A 17,624-nucleotide genomic window follows, 5' to 3' on the forward strand; every position below is an offset into this window, starting at 1 on the left:
GGGATCAGGCGTCTTTGCGGGCGAGGGTTTCGAGCAGACGGGTGAACCCCGCCGGGTCGGCGTCGAAGGGCAGGTCCCGCGCCGCGTCGCGCCCGGCCTTGGCGGCGTTGCGGGCCGCCCCAGCCGGATCGGCCAGGCTTACGTCTTCGGGCCGGAATCCCTGAAACTGATCAAGCCAATCGAGCAGAGCCGACATGTCGCCGGTGTTGGTATCTGATGGGGGCATGGACTACTTGCGGACCCACTGGCCGCCGGGCGTCATTACGTATTCGCCGGGCCCGGCGCGGGAAATGAGTTTCTGGCCGACCACCTGTTCGACCGCAGCCAACGAGGTGCCGTTGCGTTGCGCGAGCGCCTGGTACTGGGCGCGGCGCTGCGCGTTGATGTCGTTGACCAAAGCCTGCACGTCGGCGCGGCCGGCGGCGACGGCGCCCAGGTATCCGTCCGGCCGTTCGCCGACCAGCCCCTGGCTCTTGGCCGCGCCCAGATCCATGGCGAAGGCGTTGACAGCCAGGGCCGCAACCAGAACCGCCGCCAGGGCGATCGTTTTCATCATGCGTTTCATCAGAACAAACCGCTGTTTTTCTTGAGAAGGTCGTCCACGTCTTTTTCCAGTTTCACCCGGACCTCGTGTTCGATTTTCACGTTCAAATTAATGACGATGGGCTTTTCCGGTGCATTCACCTGCACGGTCGGCTGGCACGCGGCCACCACGCCCAGGGCCGCGCCGCAGACGGTCCCGCGCAGCAGGGCGCCAAGGCCCCAAGGCCGTCGGAAGCGGGCAGTCATGCGGGGAATCCCTCCGTTCCAAGCGCCGAGCCGGAAAAAACGCGCCGCTTGCGCGGCAGGACGTGTACGCTATCGCTAAAGTGGGGCACATAACAAGGGCCCGTTGGCCTGTTATGGGCGCTCGCAGGAAAGGGCAAAGGAGAACCGCATGTCACGGGCGGCGGTGATCGAGGACGTTCTGGATTTCTGGTTCGTGCGGGACGAGACGGGCGAGCCCCTGTTCCGCGAGGTGTGGTTCAAGGCCGACGCCGCGTTCGACGCCGATATCCGGGCCCGTTTCGAAGATCATTACCACTGGGCGGCCGAGGGTCATTACGACAATTTGGCGCGCAAACCCCTGGGCAGCCTGGCCCTGGTCATTTTGCTCGACCAGGTGCCGCGCAACCTGTTCCGCGACGGGCCGGAAGCCTATGCCACGGATTCACAGGCCCTGGCCCATGCGCGCAAGGCGCTGATGGCGCGCCACGACCGGGGGCTCGACTGGGCAGAGCGCATGTTCCTCTACATGCCCTTCATGCATGCCGAGGATCTGGAGGCCCAGGAACGCTCGGTCCTGCTGTTCGCGACCATTCCCGTCGACGCCTGCGTCGAATCGGCGCTTAAACACCATGCCATTATTCGCGAATTCGGCCGCTTCCCCCACCGGAACGCCGTTCTCGGCCGCCCATCGACCGAGGCGGAGAAGGCCTTCCTGGCGGAACAGGGGCGGGGGTTTTAAGAGATTGCGATAAGCGTTTATGGCACGCGGGTCGCGGACCATAAGCGTTTGATGGCAGACGGCCCTATTTCGGGGCTGACGCTTGATTTAGCGCATCTCCCGGCCCAGTTTATGGAGGCAAATTGAACGTATGTCCGGGAAGGGGCGGTTTCCGGATGCGCCCGTCATTCACTGGAGTGTACGCAGATGAAGTTCCCCCATTCGAAATCGCCGAAGGCCTTGATTTCCAAGACCGTCGCGGCGGCCGGCGCGGTTCTGTTGATGTCCGGCTGCACCATGAACGCAACCTGGAATGTCTCCCCCGCCGTCGCCCCGGTTCCGCCCGGCAGCGAGCTGCTGTCCTTCGACGCGCCGGGCCTGGCGCCGCAAAGTGCCCTTCGCGCCGAATACAAGGACAACCACCAGGAAGAGGAATACGCCCTGTTCCGCGGCCCCGGCGGCGCCCAGGCGGAGGTTATCTCCGTCGAGGCCTCGTCCTACGGCTATGGCGCGCAAGGCGGCGACAAGCATGTCCTGGAATTCGACAAGACCACGCGGGACACGTTGGAGCTTTGGAATCTGGCCAAGGGCGGCAAGTTCGCCTACGGCGCCGACAGCTTCGCCTACAAGGGCAAGCTGCCTTATTACCTGCTGCCGTTCGAGCGCAAGGACACGGGGCAAAGCTGCTTCGGCTTCCATGCCGAATTCAACAGCGATCCCCACGACTATCGCGGCCGTTACGACAATCACCTGTTCGGTTACTACTGCGCGCCGCAGGGCACCAAATTGTCGAAAGAGGACATGACCGCCACCGTCGATCATGTGGATATCGCGGGTTTGACCAAACGTGCCCCCGCGGTGCTTGCCGAACGCACGTTCCAGCAATTGACGAACAATCCGCAACTGGCCGAGGCGGTGAAGCGCGGCGCCCCCCAGGGAGCCGCGGGCACGGAAGCATTCCCGCTTGATATCGTGCGCATCTATTCCGACCGCCTGGGCGGCAACGAAACGCGGTGAAAGGAGCGGCGCTAGGGGCGCCCTCTCGTTGCCTTAGTTGCCGAAATCAATCGTGACGGTGCGGCCTTCCTCGGTCACGGGGAAGGCCGCGTCGTCGAAATCCGGGGCGCTCAGGAAGGCCCGGGCCCCCATGGAAAACCCGTAATCCTCCAACGGAATTCCGAACGGACCCTGATCGAAGGAATGGTCGCCGTTGGCGTCGTGGTACACGGCGACGGCGTAGCGCCCGGGTTTGATATCCTTGAACACCCAGCTTGCGCGGCGGCCCGACGGCGGGATCACGCCTTCCGCCAGCATGCCGTCGCTTTTGGGAAAGGTCTCCGCCCGATCATAAAGCGCCATATGCACGTCGCCGTCGTCGGACCGCAGTCCTGTCACGGTCACGGTCAGATCGGCGGCATGGCCGGCGCCGGCCGCCAATGCACAGAACATCGACAGGGAAATCAGGGCAATTCTGAACACCGGCCGGGGATCCTGTGTCGGGTTTCGGGGCGTTTCGGATGTCTGCGGTGAAGCTATGAACGGATCGTGCCGGGATCAAGCCCGCAGGGGGCTTGCGGGCGCGAGGTCGTCAAACCGTGATGTTCAGGTAGAACCCGCGCGGCACGTCGCGCCGCAGATCCTTGCCCGCGGCCATGACCTCGTTCAGGCGCCGCATGCCGCGCCGTTCGACCGCCGTTTCGCCTTGGCGGATATGGCTGGCCCGGGCCTGAACTTCGCGCACGGACTCCGACGCGTAGGTCACCGCTGACCGGCCGGCGGGCTTCGCGGGAAGGGCGGTTGATCCGCCGGTTGGGGTGTTGACGCTGTTCATGCGCCGAGGATAGTCGGACAAAAGTTAACGGAGTCTCAAAGCCCGGTAAATTTTGCCCAGTTGGAAAAAGCCGGTCAGCGAGGGCCGGCGGCGGGCCGGGGCGGGGCCTGGGCGATGTCCGGCGGCAGGCCGTCCTTGTGGCGTTCCAGGGCCCATCGGATGGAGGGAAAGGCCAGGTCGTCCCATGGAATGTCGTCCCAGGCGAGCAGGCGGGTATCGGTGCTTTCCGGGCCGGGGGCGTGGTCGCCCGTGGTCATGCGCCCGGCGTGAATGACGTAGATCTGCGAAATCCGGGGAATTTCGTAAACGCCGATCAGGCCGGTGATCTCGATATCGACGCGGGCCTCTTCCCAGGCCTCGCGCTTCGCGCCGTCGGCGGTGGTTTCGTTAAGCTCGAGAAACCCCGCCGGCACGGTCCAGAAACCGGCGCGGGGTTCGATGGACCGTCGGCACATCAGATAGCGTCCGTCCCAGGTCGCGACCACGCCGGCGATGACCTTGGGATTGTCGTAATGGATGAACCCGCAGTCCAGACAGGTCAGGCGCTCGCGCTCGTCGCCTTCGGGCACGGTCCACACGCTGGGGCCGGGTTTGCGCATATCGTCGCTCATGAAGGGGACTGTAGCCGACTATCGGCCCGGGCGGCAAAGGGGCTGGAAACGCCGCAGGCGGCGGGATCAGGCGATGACGTCGATGATCTGGCCGCGCCGCGCGGGGGCATTGGGGTCAAGCTCGGGAACGGCGCCGTTCTGGGCGTTGAATTCCTTCAGGTTGTTCTGCGCGTCCTGCAACAGGTCAGCCGCCAGCTGTTCCTGCTTCAGCGAGCGTTTCAAACCCAGAACATTGGCGGCGGCACCCAGAGGCCCGACGGATTCGACCATGACGGCAGTTTCCCTTTGCGAATCGGTCTCAAATCATGGCACATCAGGCGGGGAATTCAATATGTCTTATGGACTGGTTCCAAAGGGCCCGGACCGTTGTATTTTAAGGAAATATTCGGACCTAGTTGCGAAAATCCGCATGTACTGGACGGCGTCCGCGAAAGGGCGCACACCTCGGCATGTAAAAGAGCAGACTGAAGGCACCCGTGGCAGACCGCGACTACGATCATACCTACCTGGCGCTTCGCCGCCCGACCTACGCCAGCCGCACGTTCCTGGGCGGAACCCGGCTGTCGACGCGCACCGGGATGTTCGTGATCGTGGGGCTGTTGGCGGTCATGGTCTACGCCGGGCTTATCGTGCATGTGAACGACCGGGTATCCGCCGCCCACCTGGGGCTTGAGCGGGCGCAGAATCTGAGCACGCTGGTCACCGCCGTCGCCCGCGGACAGGCCGCCCTGCAAACCGACGAGAAACGCTATATCCTGACCCGCGATGCGGCGGCGGCGCAAGACATGCGCGGCCTTCTGGATGAACAATCGCGCACCCTTGACGCCCTCGGCGCCCATGCGGACGCGGGCGACCTTGCGCGGCCGATCGCGACCCTGAAGGACGGTCTGGTGCAATACGATCAGCACCTGTCGGAATTGGTCGGCGCCCTGTCCAGCAATCCCGCGGCGGCGGGCGGCGCCCTGCGCGACGCCGATCAGGCCCTGGCGCCCCGGCTTGCCGCCTCGGGCCGGCGCGGGTTGCCGGAACTTCTGTCGCGGGTCAACCAGTTGGGCAGCGAAATGGTCCTGACCGGCGATCCGGTGCATCTGGTCGACCTTCAGGACGCCTACAAGCAACTGGCGGCGCGGATCGAAGACGCGGGCTTGCCGCGGGGCGACCGTGCGGCGATCACCGATCTGCTGATCCGTCACCAGGACGCCATGATGGCCCTGATAACCGCGCGGGTGCGCGTCAACGAGGACGCCCAGCGGTTCGACGACATTCTGACCTACATGGCGCCCTCCCTGGCGGCGCTGACCAGCGTTGCCGGCGAACTGACCGGCGAACGCTGGGACGCCCTGACCGCCGCCCGCAAGTTCGCCGCCGCGTCCCTGGTCGGCGGCGGGGCCGCGATCATCCTTTGGGTGGTGACGCTCGGGCTCATCGTCATGCGCACCATTACCCGCCCGGTTCAGGCCTTGGCCGAGGCCGCCGACAGGCTGGCCCGGGGCGACCGCACGGTCATGATTCCGGGCCGCGGCAACCGCGACGCCGTCGGCCAGCTTGCCCGCGCCTTCGACGACTGGATGGCGGCCATGGCCGATGCGGAGCACCTGCGTCAGGACCTGGACCATGCCCAGGCCAAGACCCTGCAAGCGGTCGAGACCATGGAGGCCGAAGCGCGCCGCGCCCAGGCCGCGTCCGACGACGCTGAGGTCCTGCGCCGCACGCTCGCGGATTATCGCCGTGAAATGGACGAGATGGAAAACCTGCTGGCCGAATTCGAAGAGGACCAGGCCAATCAGGTCCCGGTGCCGGCGCTCGCCCGGGCCCAGGCCCTGGCGCAATCCCAGGTTCAGGCCGCGGCGGCGGGCGGGGAGGCGGCGCTGGGCAAGGTCTCCAACCATCTGTCGCAGGTCAGCCGTCAGGCATCGGCGGCGATTATCGATGTCGAACTGACCGATACCCTGATCCGCAACATCGCCGCCGCGCGCGAACAGTTGGATGGCTTGGGCGGCCATGTCGTCGCCGTGCGCGAGGAATTCAACCAGTTCCTGTTCGGCCGTCCGAACACGCCGGGCGGGGCCGATCCGGCCGCCGACGGCGACAAGACCGTGGCGATGGGCGGCGGCGCCGTGCGTCAGGCCAGTCTGAAGGATCCGGAATCGCGGGCTCGTCTGGCCGCCATCCGCGACGCCGTCGACCGCGCCGAGCGGGCGCTGAGCGCCTGCACGCGTGAGGTTGAACACGTTACCGACACGGCGCAGCGTCTGGCCGCCTCGGCGTCCGACGAGGCGCGCCTGGCGACCGACCAGTTGGCGGCGCAATCGGATTATCTACGGGCGTTGCTGGACACCCTCGCTCATCGCACGCAGCCGCAGGCGATCGCCGGGCCGGTGGCCCAGGCCTCAGGTTCGAAGGACCGCGACGCCGGGTAGGTCCTTGCCTTCCAGCCATTCCAGGAACGCGCCGCCGGCGGCGGAGACATAGGAAAATTCGGCGCCCACGCCGGCGTTGATCAGCGCCGCCACCGTGTCGCCCCCGCCCGCGACGGATGTCAGCGTGCCGTCCCGGGTCAGCACCGCGGCCGCGCGGGCCAACTCGTTGGTGCCGGCGTCGAAGGGTTTGATCTCGAACGCCCCCAGGGGGCCGTTCCACACCAGGGTGCGGCAATCCTTCAAGCGCTTGATCAGGTGCTGGACGGTGACCGGGCCGACATCCAGCATCATGGCGTCATCGGGCACGGCGCGCACATCGACCACGTCCGACGGCGCGCCTTCCTTGAATTCGCGGGCGATCACCGCATCGACGGGCAGGGCGACCTCACAGCCGGCCTTTTCGGCGCGGGCAAGGATGTCCCTGGCCGCGTCGGCCATGTCGTGCTCGCACAGCGACTTGCCGACGTCGATGCCCTGGGCATGCAGGAAGGTATTGGCCATGCCGCCGCCGATGATCAAAAGGTCGACCTTTTCCACCAGGTTTCCCAGGACTTCCATCTTGGTCGAGACCTTGGCGCCGCCGACCACGGCGGCGACCGGATGTTCCGGGGCTTCCAACGCCTTGGTCAGGGCGTCCAGTTCGGCCTGCATCAGGCGTCCGGCGGCGGCGGGCAGCAGGCGGGCGATGGCCTCGGTCGAGGCATGGGCCCGGTGCGACACGGAAAAGGCGTCGTTGACGTAAAAATCTCCCAGCGCGGCCAACTCGGCGGCGAAGGCGGGATCGTTGGCTTCCTCTTCGGCGTGGAAGCGCAGGTTTTCCAGCACGCAGACCTCGCCGTCCTTCATGGCGCGGATCACGGCCTGGGCCTCGGGGCCGATGCAGTCGGGGGCGAAGGCGATCTCGCGCCCCAGGATACCGGACAGGGCGTCGGCCACGGGCTTCAGGCTCATCCCGGGGACGACCTTGCCCTTGGGCCGGTCGAAGTGGGACAGCACGCAGACCCGGGCCCCCGCCGTGATCAGATCGGTCAGGGTCACGGCGGACCGCTCAAGGCGCGTGGCGTCGGATACTTCGCCGTCCTTCATGGGCACGTTGAGGTCGCAGCGCACCAGGACGGTTTTGCCCCGGACGTCGAGATCGTCGATGGTCTTGAATTGGCGCATGGTGCGGAGATCCCCCTAGGTCGGTTTCTCATGATCGGATTGCTGGCGGTTATAGGGGATAGTCACCGCCCGCGCCAAGGGGCAGTTGACGGAATCTAGGGGGTGAGACGCTTGATCTCGGCCGCCGCCGCGTCGGCCTTGGCCGTGTCGCCCAGCACCCGGTAGGCACGCTCAAGCCGCGTCCAACCGGCCAGATCGTCCGGGTTTTCCTTTAGCCGGTCGGCCAGACGCGCGACCATGCCGCGGATCATGGCGTCGCGGTCCTCGGCGGTCATGTCCTGGGCCGCCTCCATCTGTTCGCGGGACGGTCCCGGCTGAGCGGCGGGGGCCTCGGCATGGGGGTCGGCACCCTCGGGCCGCATGATGGGGGTCGAGGGGCGCAGCACCGGGGGCTGTTGCGCCAACAGCTTGCGGGCGTCCTCGGACATGGTGATGGTCAGGGGATCGATCTTCAGGTCCTCGGCGGCGCGGGCGATCTGCTGGCGCACCACGGGCACCCAGGGGGCGTCTTCCGACGAAATGGCGACCAGATCCGCCCAGTCCTGCAACGCCCCATTGACGTCACCGGCCTGCGCCTTTTTCAGGCCCAGGTAATAGCGGGCCTTTGGGTTGAAGGGGGCCTTGTCGCGCACGGCCCGGAAGATCGCCGCCGCGTCGTCCGTGACCTTCATCTGGCTGGTCAGGATCAGGGCCTCGGCATAGGCGATCTCCACGTCGGTTCGGCCGCCGGCGACCCCGCGTGCGCGGGCGAAGGCGCTCAGGGCATCGGCGAAGCGTTCCATGGAAATGTAGCTGCGGCCGAGCAGCAGCCAGCCCTCGATATCGTCCGGATTGTCCTTCAGCCGGTCCGCCAGGCGGTCGACCATGGCGGTCATTTCGGGATTGGGTTCCGGGCGTGCCGCGGTCTGCGCCGCCACCTGTTCGGCGGGCAGGTCACGGGCGGCGAAGGGCTGGTCCGGTTGGCCGGGCGAGCCCAGGACGACGTAGAGGGCCGCCGCCGCCAGCGGCACGCCGCCGCCGATCAGCACGGCGGTCAGGCGGCGTGGGCCGCCGCTGCCGGTGAGGCTTGTCCCGGCCTGCAATTCCGTGTCGGCGGCCAGCATGCGGCGCTGGACTTCCAGGCGCGCGGCCTCGGCGGTCTCGGCATCCAGCAGGCCCTGGGCCGCGTCGCGTTCGATCTCCTTCAATTGATCGCGGAACACGGTCAGGTCGTATTCGGCGCGGGCCGCGGGGGCGGCGTTACGGCGCAGCAGCGGCCCGGCCAGGGCCAGCCCGACAACGGCCGCCAGCACCGCCATGGCGATGACCAGGGCGGTCATGGGGCATCTCCCTCAAGCAGTTTGTTCAGACGCGCCCGTTCTTCGGCCGACAGCGGCTGTGCCGCGACTGGCGATGCCGTGCGGCGGCGGCGGTAAAACAGGATCAGGGCCAGGATGCCAAACAAGGCGACCACCGCCGGCCCGGCCCAAAGCACGAGGGTCGAGGCCTTCACCGGCGGCTTCAGCAGCACGAAATCACCGTAGCGCGCGACCACGTAGTCGATCACCTGTTCGTTGCTGTCACCGGCCTTCAGGCGCTCGCGCACCAGCACGCGCAAATCCTTGGCCAGGCCGGCGTCGGAATCGTCGATCGATTGGTTCTGGCAGACCAGGCAGCGCAGATCCTTGGAGATTACCCGCGCGCGATGTTCCAGCGCCGGATCGGTCAGCATCTCGTCCGGGTTAACGGCGCGGGCGGGCGACAACGGTAGAACGGCCAACAGCAAGGCGACGAAAACCATGGCGCGGATCATTTGCCGGTTCCCTGGATCTGGCGGATCAACGGTAGGATTTCCTTTTCCAGCTTGTCGCCGACGATGGGCCCCACGTGTTTGAAGCGGATGCGCCCCGTGCCGTCGACGATGAAGGTTTCCGGCACGCCGTAGACACCCCAGTCGATGCCGACGCGCCCGCTTTCATCCGCGCCCGTGGCCGTATAGTTGTCGCCCAGCTGGTTGAGCCAGGCGCGCGCCGCCTGGGGCGTGTCCTTGTAGTTCAGGCCGTAGACGGGAACGATGCCCATCTTGGCCAGCTTGTTGATCTCGGGATGTTCGGCGCGGCAGGGCACGCACCAGCTGGCGAATACGTTGACGATACTGACCTGGCCCTTTTTCAGGTCGGCCGTGGCGAAGCCCGGGGTCTTGCCGCCGGCCACGGGCGGCAGGGTGAATTCGGGCGCCGGCTTGTCGATCAGGGCCGAGGGGATGATCTTGGGGTCCTTGGTCAGGCCGACCGCGAAGTAGAGGGCAAGCACCAGGAACAGGCCAAGCGGCAGCAGATAGGGCAGGCGCGATTTCATGGCCTGTCCTCAGTCCGCGCCCGCGGCCTGGACCACGGCGCCGCGCCGCGCCGGGGCGCCGACGCGGTGACGGCGGTCCGACAGGCTGAGGGCACCCCCCGCGATCATGATCATCAGCCCACCCCACATCCAGGCGACCAGCGGGTTGAAATACAGCCGCGTGACGAAGCCGGGCTTGCCTTCGGGCGTGGTGCCCTGGTCGCCGATCACGGCATAGATGTCGCCCAGCAGGGTGGGCTCGATCCCGGCCTCGGTCGTCGGCTGGCCCGAGACGTTGTAGACGCGCTTTTCCGGGTCGAGGACGACCAAAACCTTGCCGCCCTTGGACACCGTGAAGTGACCGGCGGTGAAGGCGTAGTTGGGGCCTTGGCCGCTTTTGGCGCCGTCGAAACGGAATTCGTAACCGGCCAGCGTCACCGTGTCGCCCGGCGCCATGACCTGGATGCTTTCCTTGACCCAGGCGCCGGCCCCGGTCATCCCGGCGATGGTCACGGCCAGGCCCAAATGGGCCAGGGTCATGCCCCAGGCGGCGCGCGGCTGCCGCGCCAGACGGGTGAAGGCGCGGCCCAGGCCGTCGCGGCCCAGGCGCAGGCGTTCCGCCAGTTCGACCAGTGTGCCGATGGCAAGCCAGGCCGCCAAGGCCATGCCGACGATGCCCAGGAACGGGCCGTCCGTGACCAGGGCCCAGGCGGCGACGGCGGCCAGCAGGGCCGCCACCATGGCGGGCCACAGGCGGGCCACGGCGGCGCGCCAGTCGCCCCGTTTCCAATTGAGCATGGGGCCGACCGCCATGACCAGGATCATGGGCAGCATGATGGGGATGAACACGGCGTTGAAGAACGGCGGGCCGACCGAGACCTTGCCGCCGCCGACGGCGTCGAGCAGCAGGGGATAGAGCGTGCCGAGCAGCACCACCGCCGTGGCCGTCGCCATGACCAGATTGTTGAACAGCAATCCGCCCTCGCGGCTGATCGGCTGGAACAGGCCGGTCGAGATCAGCTGCGGGCCGCGCCAGGCATAGAGGGCGAGCGAGCCGCCGATCACGATGATCAGCAGGATCAGGATGAACACGCCGCGCGTCGGATCCGTGGCGAAGGCATGAACCGAGGTCAGCACGCCGGACCGCACCAGGAAGGTGCCGAGCAGGCTCATGGAAAAGGTGATGATGGCGAGCAGGATGGTCCAGCCCTTCAAGGTGTCGCGCTTTTCCACCACCGTCGCCGAATGCAGCAGGGCCGTGCCCGCCAGCCAGGGCATGAACGACGCGTTTTCGACCGGGTCCCAGTACCACCAGCCGCCCCAGCCCAGTTCGTAATAGGCCCACCAGCTGCCCAATCCGATGCCGGCGGTGAGGAAGCACCAGGCGGCCAGGGTCCAGGGCCGCACCCAGCGCGCCCAGGCGGCGTCGACCCGGCCTTCGATCAGGGCCGCGATGGCGAAGGAAAACGCCATGGAGAAGCCGACATAGCCCAGATAGAGCATGGGCGGATGGAAGGCGAGACCTGGGTCCTGCAACAGCGGGTTGAGGTCGTTGCCGTTGACCGGCGCCGGGATCAGCCGTTCGAACGGGTTCGAGGTTAAAAGGATGAACAGATAGAAGCCGACGGCGATCAGGGCCTGGATCGACAGCACGCGGGCACGCAAGCTGGGCGGCAGGTTGGCGCCGAAGGCGGCGACGGCGGAGCCGAACAGCGCCAGGATCAGCACCCACAGCAGCATCGAGCCCTCGTGGTTCCCCCATACGCCGGAAATCTTGTAGAGCAGCGGCTTGTCCGTATGCGAGTTCTGGGCGACGTTGAGGACGGAAAAGTCCGACGTGATGTAGAGGTTCATCAGGCAGCCGAAGGCGACGGCGACCAGCAGGAACTGCGCCAGCGCCGCCGGGCGGGCCACGGCCATCCATCCGGCGTCGCCCCGTTGCGCGCCGATCAGCGGCAGGGTGGCCTGCACGGCGGCGACGAACAGCGCCAAGATCAGCGCGAAGTGGCCCAGTTCGGCGATCATTTGGCGGTTTCCCCCTTACCTGGGTGTTTCTGGCCCGATCCTTCCTGCCAGCGGCCGGATTTCTTCAGCGCGTCGGCGACCTCGGGCGGCATGTAATTTTCGTCGTGCTTGGCCAGCACTTCCTCGGCCACGAACAGGCCGCCCATCAGGCGGCCCTCGGTGACCACGCCCTGACCCTCGCGGAACAGGTCGGGCAGGATACCCCTGTAGGTCACGTCGATCACGTTGGCCCCGTCGGTAATGCGGAAGGCGGTGACGGCACCGGCCAGTTTCTTCACGCTGCCGTCCTCGACCAGGCCGCCCAGGCGCACGCGGCGGTCGATCTTGACCTTGCCCTCGGCGATGTCGGTCGGGGAATGGAAGAACACGATGCTTTCCTCGAAGGCGGTCAGCACCAGGGCGGCGGCGACGCCCAGCAGGCACAGCCCGATGGCGGCGAAGGTCAGGCGTTTATGCTTGCGCTTCACGGCCCGGCCGCTCCGTCCTTGGGGGCCGCACCCCGCCTGGGCCGGGGGGCGCCCCCTTCAAGGCGGGCCAGCTCGCTTTCCGCCGCCTTGAGGCCGCGCAGGCTGAGCCACAGCAGAACCGCCAGCACGGCGATCACGGCGCCGTAACTGGGCCACACGAAGCCCGCGTAGCCGCCCATGTCGAGGAATTCGCTGATCTTGGTCATGGTGCTGGAAAGGGGCCCTCTGATTGCGGCATTTATGTGGTGGCCGTGCGCCGGATTGGCAACGCCGGCATCATATCCCCGATACCGGCGCCGTCCTTGATGTCGGTCAGTTTAGCGGCCCATGGTTCCGGGGCAAGGTTGCAATTTATTGAATGTGTTTTTCACGCCCCGGCTTCCTCGGCCTGTATCTGGCGCCGCGCGCGCAGGCGGGTTTCCGTCAACTCGCGGCGCATGCGCAGCATCAGCACCCAAAGGTAATAGGCCGTGAACGCCCCGATCATCAGGAACAGGGGCCACAGCATGTCGGGATGGATGGTCGGCCCGCCCATGCGCACGATGGACGCCGGCTGGTGCAGGGTGTTCCACCAGTCGACGGAAAACTTGATGATCGGCACGTTGACCAGACCGACCATGGCCAGGATCGCCGACGCCTTGGACCCCCGCTGCGGATCGTCGAAGGCGCTGTTGAGCGCCATGTAGCCGAGATAGAGGAAGAACAGCACCAGGACCGAGGTCAGCCGCGCGTCCCACACCCACCAGGCCCCCCACATGGGCTTGCCCCAGAGCGAGCCGGTGAGAAGAGCCAGGAAGGTGAAGCAGGCGCCGATGGGCGCCGTCGCCCGGGCCGCCACATCGGCCACCGGATGCTTCCAGATCAGCCCGACGGCGGCGGAGACCGCAAGGCCCACATAGCAGAACAGGGACATCCAGGCCGCCGGCACATGCACGTACATGATGCGCACGGTTTCGCCCTGCTGATAATCGGCGGGCGAGGCGAACAGGCCCAGGTAAAGCCCGGCCGCCGCCAGCAGGGCGGTCGCCCCGGCCAGCCAGGGGCTGAGCACCGTGGCCAGCTTCATGAAGCGGCGCGGGTTGGCGAAGTAATTGAACATGGCCGGGAAGCTACCCTCTTCGAAAAATTTATTCCAGCACCCAGCTATTCCAAGGCCTGACGCAGCCCGGCCGCCGCCCCCCAGGGACAAAGCGCCAGGGCGCCCGCGAAGATCGCGCCCAGCAGCAGCAGGGGGGCGCGCGCCGGAAAGCCGCCGATGGCGGCCTCGACCGCGCCGACGCCGAAGATCAGAACGGGAATGAACAGTGGCAGGATCAACAGCGCCAACAGCACCCCGCCCCGGCGCGAACCCAGGATCAAGGCCGCCCCCACGGCACCGATCAGGCTGAGCGTCGGTGTGCCCAGCAGAAGCGCCAGCAGCAACAGGCCGAAGCCGTCCGCCGGCATGTTCAGCAGCACCGCCAGCACGGGGGCGGCGACGATCAGCGGCAGGCCGGTGATCAGCCAATGGGCCAACACCTTGGCCAGCACGACGACTTCGAGCGCGGGGGGGCTCAAGGCCAGAAGCTCCAGCGATCCGTCCTCGAAATCCGCATGAAACAGGCGTTCCAGCGACAGCAGCACCGACAGCAGCGCCGCGACCCACAGCACCCCGGGCGCGATGCGCGCCAGCACGTTGGGCTCCGGCCCGACGCCGAGGGGGAACAGCACCACGGCGATGACGAAGAACATGACGACCATGGCGCTGTCCATGCCCTGGCGCAGGGCAAGGCGCAGGTCGCGCATCAGGATGGCGCGGAAGCCGGTCATGCGGCGGTGTCCGCGTCCAGCGCCGGGCGGGCGGCGAAGCCGGCGAGGTCCAGGTTGTCGGCGTCCTTCAGCCCCAGGTCCGAATGGGTCGAGACCACGGCCATGCCGCCCGCGTCGCGGTGGCGCTGGATCAGACCGCGCAGGCGGTCGGTGGTCTCGGCGTCCAGCGCCGTCGCCGGTTCGTCCAGCAGCCAGATGGCGGCCGGGGCCAGGGCCAGGCGGGCCAGGTTCAGGCGCCGTTTCTGCCCGGCCGAGAGAAAGCGCGCGGGCAGGTCGGAAAGATGGCCGATGCCGAGCGCCTCCAGCGCCGGGGCGACCGCCCTGTCGGGGGTGGCGCCGATGAGCCCGGCCCAGAAGGCGAGGTTTTCCGACGCGGTCAGGGCGGGCTTCACCGCATCCAGATGGCCGAGATAGCGCAGCCGCTGGCGATGGGCGTCGGGATCGTCGGCGACCGGGGCGCCGTTCCAAGAAAGCGTGCCCGCCGCCGGCGGCAGCAGCCCCGCCATGAGCCGCAGCAGCGAGGATTTGCCGGAGCCGTTGGGCCCCGTCAGGACCAGCGCCCCACCGCTTTCGACCTGGAACGCCAGGCCCCGAAACACGGGCCGGGCGCTGCGCAGGCAGTCGAGCTTTTGTCCTTGGAAACGGTTCACGGGTGGACGGGTCCTCCGGTTCTGGGCGATCGCCCCGCTCAGTAATAGCCCGGAAGCCATTGTGAATACAGGGCCTTGGATTTGACCTTCATCAATGCGCGCCGGGCCGTGCGGGGCTGTGATAGGGGCCGTGGTTTTCATGCGTATGGAGGAATTTAGACATGACCCGGAAACCCGCGACCGCAACCGCCGCCAAACCGAAAGCACCGGCCAAAGTCCCCGTGAAAAAGGCCGAACCCAAGGAAAGTTTTCGCCAAAAGCTGTCCGACGTGTTCGAGGACATGTGGGAGACCATCGGCAAGCACCATATGTCGATCTCCGGGCGGGCGTATAGTGGCGACCCGCCCGTAACCGATTTGAAGGAATCGCAGCGCGTGATGACCTTCACCCTCGAGGTTCCAGGCATGGATGAGGGCGATATCCAGGTTTCCGTGGCGAATGGCCTGTTGACCGTCTCCGGCAAGAAAGAGGCGCAGAGCGAAACCAAGGGCGAAGGCTATGTGTTCCGTGAACGCAGCTACGGCAGCTTTTCGCGCGGGTTCTCCCTGCCGGCGGACGCCTTGGAAGACGGTGTGACCGCCGAGCTGGAAAAAGGGGTGCTGACCGTCAAGGTGCCGCGCAGTGGAAAGGCGATTGCGCCCGACGCCAAGCGCATCCCCATTCAAAAGAAATAGGCGCGGGTCTTCTTGCCCCATCGGGGGCGGCATCGCGAAAAAAAGCCGGGCTCTTGGGGAGAGCCCGGCTTTAAGTTCGGCTGGTGCCGATTAAGGGGACCAGAGAGGGGGGTCTCTGGTTAATAGACGAGGAGGTCTATGGTTCCTATTTAGCCCCCGGAATGGGGCGAGATTATGTCCCCAATGTGATCTTTTCTTGTGCCTGCCAAAGGCCTGAAATTCCGGGCTTTTCCAAAGGCGCCCCTGGCGATATCCTGAATCTCATGGCAAATCCGCGCCGTTTCGGGGGGCTGCGCGCCGCCCCGGTCCTGTTGTTGCTGCTGTTCCTGGCGCCCTTAATTGCGCGCCCGGCCCCGGCGGCGGCGGGGGATGGCGCGGCCCTGGTCGCGGCCCTTCGCGCCGGGGGTCATGTCCTCTATTTCCGCCATTCGGCGACGGACTGGGCCCAGAACGATCAGGTGCGGCAGGCCGGCGACTGGCAAAGCTGCGACGGGGCCAGAATGCGCCAGTTGTCGGACGCGGGGCGGATGACGGCGCAGTTGATCGGCCTGGCCATCCGCACCCTCGCCATTCCGGTCGGCGAGGTGCTGTCCTCGGAATACTGCCGCGCGGCGGAAACGGCGCGCCTGTTCGGCCTGGGCGATGTGCGCACGACGACGGAGATCATGAACCTGCGGGCGCAGGATTTCGTCGGCGGCCACGACGCGGCGGTCAATAACGCCCGCGCCCTCCTGGCCCGCCCGCCGGCGCCCGCCACCAACCGCATCATCGTCGGCCACGGCAACCTGATGCGCGCCGCCACGGGCCAGTATACGGACGAGGCCGGGGCCGTGGTGGTCCGCCCGGACCCCGGCGCGGACCTGGGCTTCGCGTTCATCACCCTGGTCACGCCGCAGGACTGGCTGCGGCTGGCGGAGGCGTTTGGTGGGGGGAAGTGAGGTCTGCTTTTGACCCGAAGGGGACGAATGGACGTTCATCGTCCGGTATAAAACGATTCGTCATTTCGCATGTTCAAGGTCGATGCCGATAACCATCCGCGTCTTATCGCCCGCGCCGGGATGGGTCGCATGGCTGAAATAGGCAGGCCACATCAGCATCGTTCCCACCTCAGGCTTGATGATACGGCGAGGGTAGTCATTACCCGTGGCTGATGAGTAGAGATGTTTGCCAACCTCCAGGCAATTTGTCAGTTCGTCCCTTTCCTCAACGTCATCCGGAATACGGACGTAATAGTTGGCGACCAGAAAACAATCGGAATGAACGTGGGGACCGACGTACCCGCTGTCCGGCATTGCGACGGCGAACATCCGAGGAAACGATTTTTCAGGCAGCCGCTCGAAATTCGGATGTTTGAACGGTGGGTTGGTGACGATGAATTCGTCCTGGTGTTTGGCGACGAACTCTTCGAAGTAGGCTTCGACCGCCCGAACGCACGGCCCGGCATTGGCGTCGTTCAGGTCTCTTGCGATGTAGTAGTTCACAGATTGTGGTTGGAACTGCAGTTTAAGGTTGGGCGACGCCATGACTTCATCAAACAGCCGATCATTGAAAGTTGGGTCATCATCTCCGGCGGCTGAGGCAGATGTTTGGAATTGAAGAGGAAAGGTCTCCAAGTCGACCCACTGTCGGGCCCGTTCGGGATGGCCGGACTGATGTTCAAGCGCGTACAACAAGTTCATGGTCTGGCCGATGTCGTATGTTGCTTTCGGGCCGGACTGGAGGATCATCATGTAGTGGTGCCGCGCCTTTTCGTGATCCTTCAATACGTGGGCAGAGACGCCGAGGCACGTATGAACAAACGACGGCAGGTCTCTTTCATCCACATCTTGAAAGTTATTCCCGACCACCTGATCAAATGCTTCCAGGATCCAACGGGCGACCGTCTCGTATGTAATGTCGGTGCCGGTGTCAAACGGGCCCGACTCAAATTCCAGCCGGGAGCGGAGGCATTGTTCGCCGAGTTTCATAACCTCCATGCATGACCCTTTCTCCCTGGCCAGCCGCAAGAGAAGAAGCCAAGGGCCAACCGCGGTTTCGTCCCGGTTTATCATCTTCTGACAAAGGGCGACCGCTTCCTCATGCCGACTTTTGTCGATTAGGGTGCTGGCCTGCTTGACGCCACGACGAATGTTTTGGGAGAGCTGTTCCCGGATGAACGCGTCCATTACCGA

The 17,624-nt window shown here is 66.1% G+C and carries 23 protein-coding genes; 5 read left to right on the plus strand and 18 right to left on the minus strand.

The genetic code is table 11. The features are described from left to right. Positions 1–4: 4 nt before the first annotated feature. Genes RJ527_10135 through RJ527_10145 form a run of 3 tightly spaced genes read right to left on the minus strand, consistent with a single transcriptional unit; the run spans position 5 to position 789 of the window. On the minus strand, positions 5–226 hold the full coding sequence (locus RJ527_10135) for a hypothetical protein (GenBank protein ID WND74405.1): 222 nt from the start codon (positions 224–226) through the stop codon (positions 5–7). A 3-nt stretch (positions 227–229) separates the two neighbouring features. Further along, positions 230–556: a YdbL family protein gene (locus RJ527_10140; GenBank protein WND74406.1), complete on the minus strand. Its 327-nt coding sequence runs from the start codon at positions 554–556 to the stop codon at positions 230–232. A gap of 8 nt (positions 557–564) precedes the next feature. Next, positions 565–789 (minus strand): YnbE family lipoprotein, encoded by a 225-nt coding sequence (locus tag RJ527_10145; GenBank protein WND74407.1) that lies wholly within the window; start codon positions 787–789, stop codon positions 565–567. Between the two features lie 148 nt (positions 790–937). Between RJ527_10145 and RJ527_10150 the strand changes: the two genes are divergently transcribed. Both RJ527_10150 and RJ527_10155 read left to right on the plus strand, forming a co-directional pair. Beyond that, on the plus strand, positions 938–1,507 hold the full coding sequence (locus tag RJ527_10150; protein WND74408.1) for a DUF924 family protein: 570 nt from the start codon (positions 938–940) through the stop codon (positions 1,505–1,507). Positions 1,508–1,693: 186 nt separating this feature from the next. Beyond that, positions 1,694–2,503, plus strand: coding sequence for a hypothetical protein (locus RJ527_10155; GenBank protein ID WND74409.1), 810 nt, complete (start codon positions 1,694–1,696; stop codon positions 2,501–2,503). A gap of 33 nt (positions 2,504–2,536) precedes the next feature. Here the strand turns inward: RJ527_10155 and RJ527_10160 are convergent, their stop codons facing one another. From RJ527_10160 to RJ527_10175, 4 genes are all read right to left on the minus strand, one after another. Continuing rightward, entirely contained in the window at positions 2,537–2,965 is a 429-nt protein-coding gene (locus RJ527_10160; GenBank protein WND74410.1) for a DUF2141 domain-containing protein, read from the minus strand. Positions 2,966–3,074: 109 nt separating this feature from the next. Next, positions 3,075–3,248 (minus strand): hypothetical protein, encoded by a 174-nt coding sequence (locus RJ527_10165; protein ID WND74411.1) that lies wholly within the window; start codon positions 3,246–3,248, stop codon positions 3,075–3,077. Between the two features lie 143 nt (positions 3,249–3,391). Beyond that, complete coding sequence (locus tag RJ527_10170) at positions 3,392–3,928, minus strand: NUDIX hydrolase (protein WND74412.1); 537 nt, start codon at positions 3,926–3,928, stop codon at positions 3,392–3,394. A gap of 66 nt (positions 3,929–3,994) precedes the next feature. Continuing rightward, positions 3,995–4,198, minus strand: a complete 204-nt coding sequence (locus RJ527_10175; protein ID WND74413.1) for a hypothetical protein — start codon at positions 4,196–4,198, stop codon at positions 3,995–3,997. 206 nt (positions 4,199–4,404) lie between these two features. Between RJ527_10175 and RJ527_10180 the strand changes: the two genes are divergently transcribed. Continuing rightward, positions 4,405–6,348 carry a HAMP domain-containing protein gene (locus RJ527_10180; protein WND74414.1) on the plus strand — a complete coding sequence of 648 codons (1,944 nt, stop codon included), beginning with the start codon at positions 4,405–4,407 and terminating at the stop codon, positions 6,346–6,348. On the opposite strand, the gene RJ527_10185 is transcribed toward RJ527_10180, so the two are convergent. The 10 genes from RJ527_10185 to ccmA form a co-directional block, all read right to left on the minus strand. Next, the gene (locus RJ527_10185) at positions 6,319–7,512 is read right to left on the minus strand and encodes a phosphoglycerate kinase (GenBank protein WND74415.1); all 1,194 of its coding nucleotides are present in this window, start codon (positions 7,510–7,512) and stop codon (positions 6,319–6,321) included. The genes RJ527_10180 and RJ527_10185 overlap by 30 nt on opposite strands. 95 nt (positions 7,513–7,607) lie before the next feature. Next, on the minus strand, positions 7,608–8,831 hold the full coding sequence (gene ccmI / locus RJ527_10190; GenBank protein ID WND74416.1) for a c-type cytochrome biogenesis protein CcmI: 1,224 nt from the start codon (positions 8,829–8,831) through the stop codon (positions 7,608–7,610). After that, on the minus strand, positions 8,828–9,304 hold the full coding sequence (locus tag RJ527_10195; GenBank protein WND74417.1) for a cytochrome c-type biogenesis protein: 477 nt from the start codon (positions 9,302–9,304) through the stop codon (positions 8,828–8,830). The genes ccmI and RJ527_10195 overlap by 4 nt, the downstream gene beginning before the upstream one ends. Beyond that, the gene (locus tag RJ527_10200) at positions 9,301–9,849 is read right to left on the minus strand and encodes a DsbE family thiol:disulfide interchange protein (GenBank protein ID WND74418.1); all 549 of its coding nucleotides are present in this window, start codon (positions 9,847–9,849) and stop codon (positions 9,301–9,303) included. Before RJ527_10200 ends, RJ527_10195 begins: the two co-directional genes overlap by 4 nt. A gap of 9 nt (positions 9,850–9,858) precedes the next feature. Further along, positions 9,859–11,853, minus strand: coding sequence for a heme lyase CcmF/NrfE family subunit (locus RJ527_10205; protein ID WND74419.1), 1,995 nt, complete (start codon positions 11,851–11,853; stop codon positions 9,859–9,861). Further along, positions 11,850–12,320, minus strand: a complete 471-nt coding sequence (ccmE, locus tag RJ527_10210; protein ID WND74420.1) for a cytochrome c maturation protein CcmE — start codon at positions 12,318–12,320, stop codon at positions 11,850–11,852. The genes RJ527_10205 and ccmE overlap by 4 nt, the downstream gene beginning before the upstream one ends. Continuing rightward, positions 12,317–12,526, minus strand: a complete 210-nt coding sequence (ccmD, locus tag RJ527_10215; protein ID WND74421.1) for a heme exporter protein CcmD — start codon at positions 12,524–12,526, stop codon at positions 12,317–12,319. Before ccmD ends, ccmE begins: the two co-directional genes overlap by 4 nt. Before the next feature lie 161 nt (positions 12,527–12,687). Continuing rightward, on the minus strand, positions 12,688–13,419 hold the full coding sequence (locus tag RJ527_10220; GenBank protein WND74422.1) for a heme ABC transporter permease: 732 nt from the start codon (positions 13,417–13,419) through the stop codon (positions 12,688–12,690). Positions 13,420–13,463: 44 nt separating this feature from the next. Then, positions 13,464–14,129: a heme exporter protein CcmB gene (gene ccmB / locus RJ527_10225; GenBank protein ID WND74423.1), complete on the minus strand. Its 666-nt coding sequence runs from the start codon at positions 14,127–14,129 to the stop codon at positions 13,464–13,466. Then, positions 14,126–14,779, minus strand: a complete 654-nt coding sequence (gene ccmA, locus RJ527_10230; GenBank protein ID WND74424.1) for a heme ABC exporter ATP-binding protein CcmA — start codon at positions 14,777–14,779, stop codon at positions 14,126–14,128. The genes ccmB and ccmA overlap by 4 nt, the downstream gene beginning before the upstream one ends. 161 nt (positions 14,780–14,940) lie before the next feature. Here ccmA and RJ527_10235 point away from each other — a divergent pair, with 161 nt between their 5' ends. Further along, positions 14,941–15,453, plus strand: coding sequence for an Hsp20/alpha crystallin family protein (locus tag RJ527_10235; protein ID WND74425.1), 513 nt, complete (start codon positions 14,941–14,943; stop codon positions 15,451–15,453). Positions 15,454–15,716: 263 nt separating this feature from the next. After that, the gene (locus tag RJ527_10240) at positions 15,717–16,391 is read left to right on the plus strand and encodes a histidine phosphatase family protein (GenBank protein ID WND74426.1); all 675 of its coding nucleotides are present in this window, start codon (positions 15,717–15,719) and stop codon (positions 16,389–16,391) included. A 60-nt stretch (positions 16,392–16,451) separates the two neighbouring features. Here the strand turns inward: RJ527_10240 and RJ527_10245 are convergent, their stop codons facing one another. After that, a complete protein-coding gene (locus tag RJ527_10245) occupies positions 16,452–17,618 on the minus strand; it encodes a putative 2OG-Fe(II) oxygenase (GenBank protein WND74427.1) in 1,167 nt (388 codons plus the stop codon). Between the last annotated feature and the right edge of the window lie 6 nt (positions 17,619–17,624).

The sequence above is a fragment of the Thalassospiraceae bacterium LMO-SO8 genome (genome assembly GCA_031655335.1).
In the GTDB taxonomy this organism is placed as follows: domain Bacteria; phylum Pseudomonadota; class Alphaproteobacteria; order Rhodospirillales; family Casp-alpha2; genus UBA1479.

Bases quoted from the DNA above. Each gene is read 5' to 3' on its own strand.
- RJ527_10135 (WND74405.1), bottom strand. From the start codon at position 226: ATGCCCCCATCAGATACCAACACCGGCGACATGTCGGCTCTGCTCGAT.
- RJ527_10140 (WND74406.1), bottom strand. From the start codon at position 556: ATGATGAAAACGATCGCCCTGGCGGCGGTTCTGGTTGCGGCCCTGGCT.
- RJ527_10145 (WND74407.1), bottom strand. From the start codon at position 789: ATGACTGCCCGCTTCCGACGGCCTTGGGGCCTTGGCGCCCTGCTGCGC.
- RJ527_10150 (WND74408.1), top strand. From the start codon at position 938: ATGTCACGGGCGGCGGTGATCGAGGACGTTCTGGATTTCTGGTTCGTG.
- RJ527_10155 (WND74409.1), top strand. From the start codon at position 1,694: ATGAAGTTCCCCCATTCGAAATCGCCGAAGGCCTTGATTTCCAAGACC.
- RJ527_10170 (WND74412.1), bottom strand. From the start codon at position 3,928: ATGAGCGACGATATGCGCAAACCCGGCCCCAGCGTGTGGACCGTGCCC.
- RJ527_10175 (WND74413.1), bottom strand. From the start codon at position 4,198: ATGGTCGAATCCGTCGGGCCTCTGGGTGCCGCCGCCAATGTTCTGGGT.
- RJ527_10185 (WND74415.1), bottom strand. From the start codon at position 7,512: ATGCGCCAATTCAAGACCATCGACGATCTCGACGTCCGGGGCAAAACC.
- ccmI (WND74416.1), bottom strand. From the start codon at position 8,831: ATGACCGCCCTGGTCATCGCCATGGCGGTGCTGGCGGCCGTTGTCGGG.
- RJ527_10195 (WND74417.1), bottom strand. From the start codon at position 9,304: ATGATCCGCGCCATGGTTTTCGTCGCCTTGCTGTTGGCCGTTCTACCG.
- RJ527_10200 (WND74418.1), bottom strand. From the start codon at position 9,849: ATGAAATCGCGCCTGCCCTATCTGCTGCCGCTTGGCCTGTTCCTGGTG.
- RJ527_10205 (WND74419.1), bottom strand. From the start codon at position 11,853: ATGATCGCCGAACTGGGCCACTTCGCGCTGATCTTGGCGCTGTTCGTC.
- ccmD (WND74421.1), bottom strand. From the start codon at position 12,526: ATGACCAAGATCAGCGAATTCCTCGACATGGGCGGCTACGCGGGCTTC.
- RJ527_10220 (WND74422.1), bottom strand. From the start codon at position 13,419: ATGTTCAATTACTTCGCCAACCCGCGCCGCTTCATGAAGCTGGCCACG.
- ccmB (WND74423.1), bottom strand. From the start codon at position 14,129: ATGACCGGCTTCCGCGCCATCCTGATGCGCGACCTGCGCCTTGCCCTG.
- RJ527_10235 (WND74425.1), top strand. From the start codon at position 14,941: ATGACCCGGAAACCCGCGACCGCAACCGCCGCCAAACCGAAAGCACCG.
- RJ527_10240 (WND74426.1), top strand. From the start codon at position 15,717: ATGGCAAATCCGCGCCGTTTCGGGGGGCTGCGCGCCGCCCCGGTCCTG.
- RJ527_10245 (WND74427.1), bottom strand. From the start codon at position 17,618: ATGGACGCGTTCATCCGGGAACAGCTCTCCCAAAACATTCGTCGTGGC.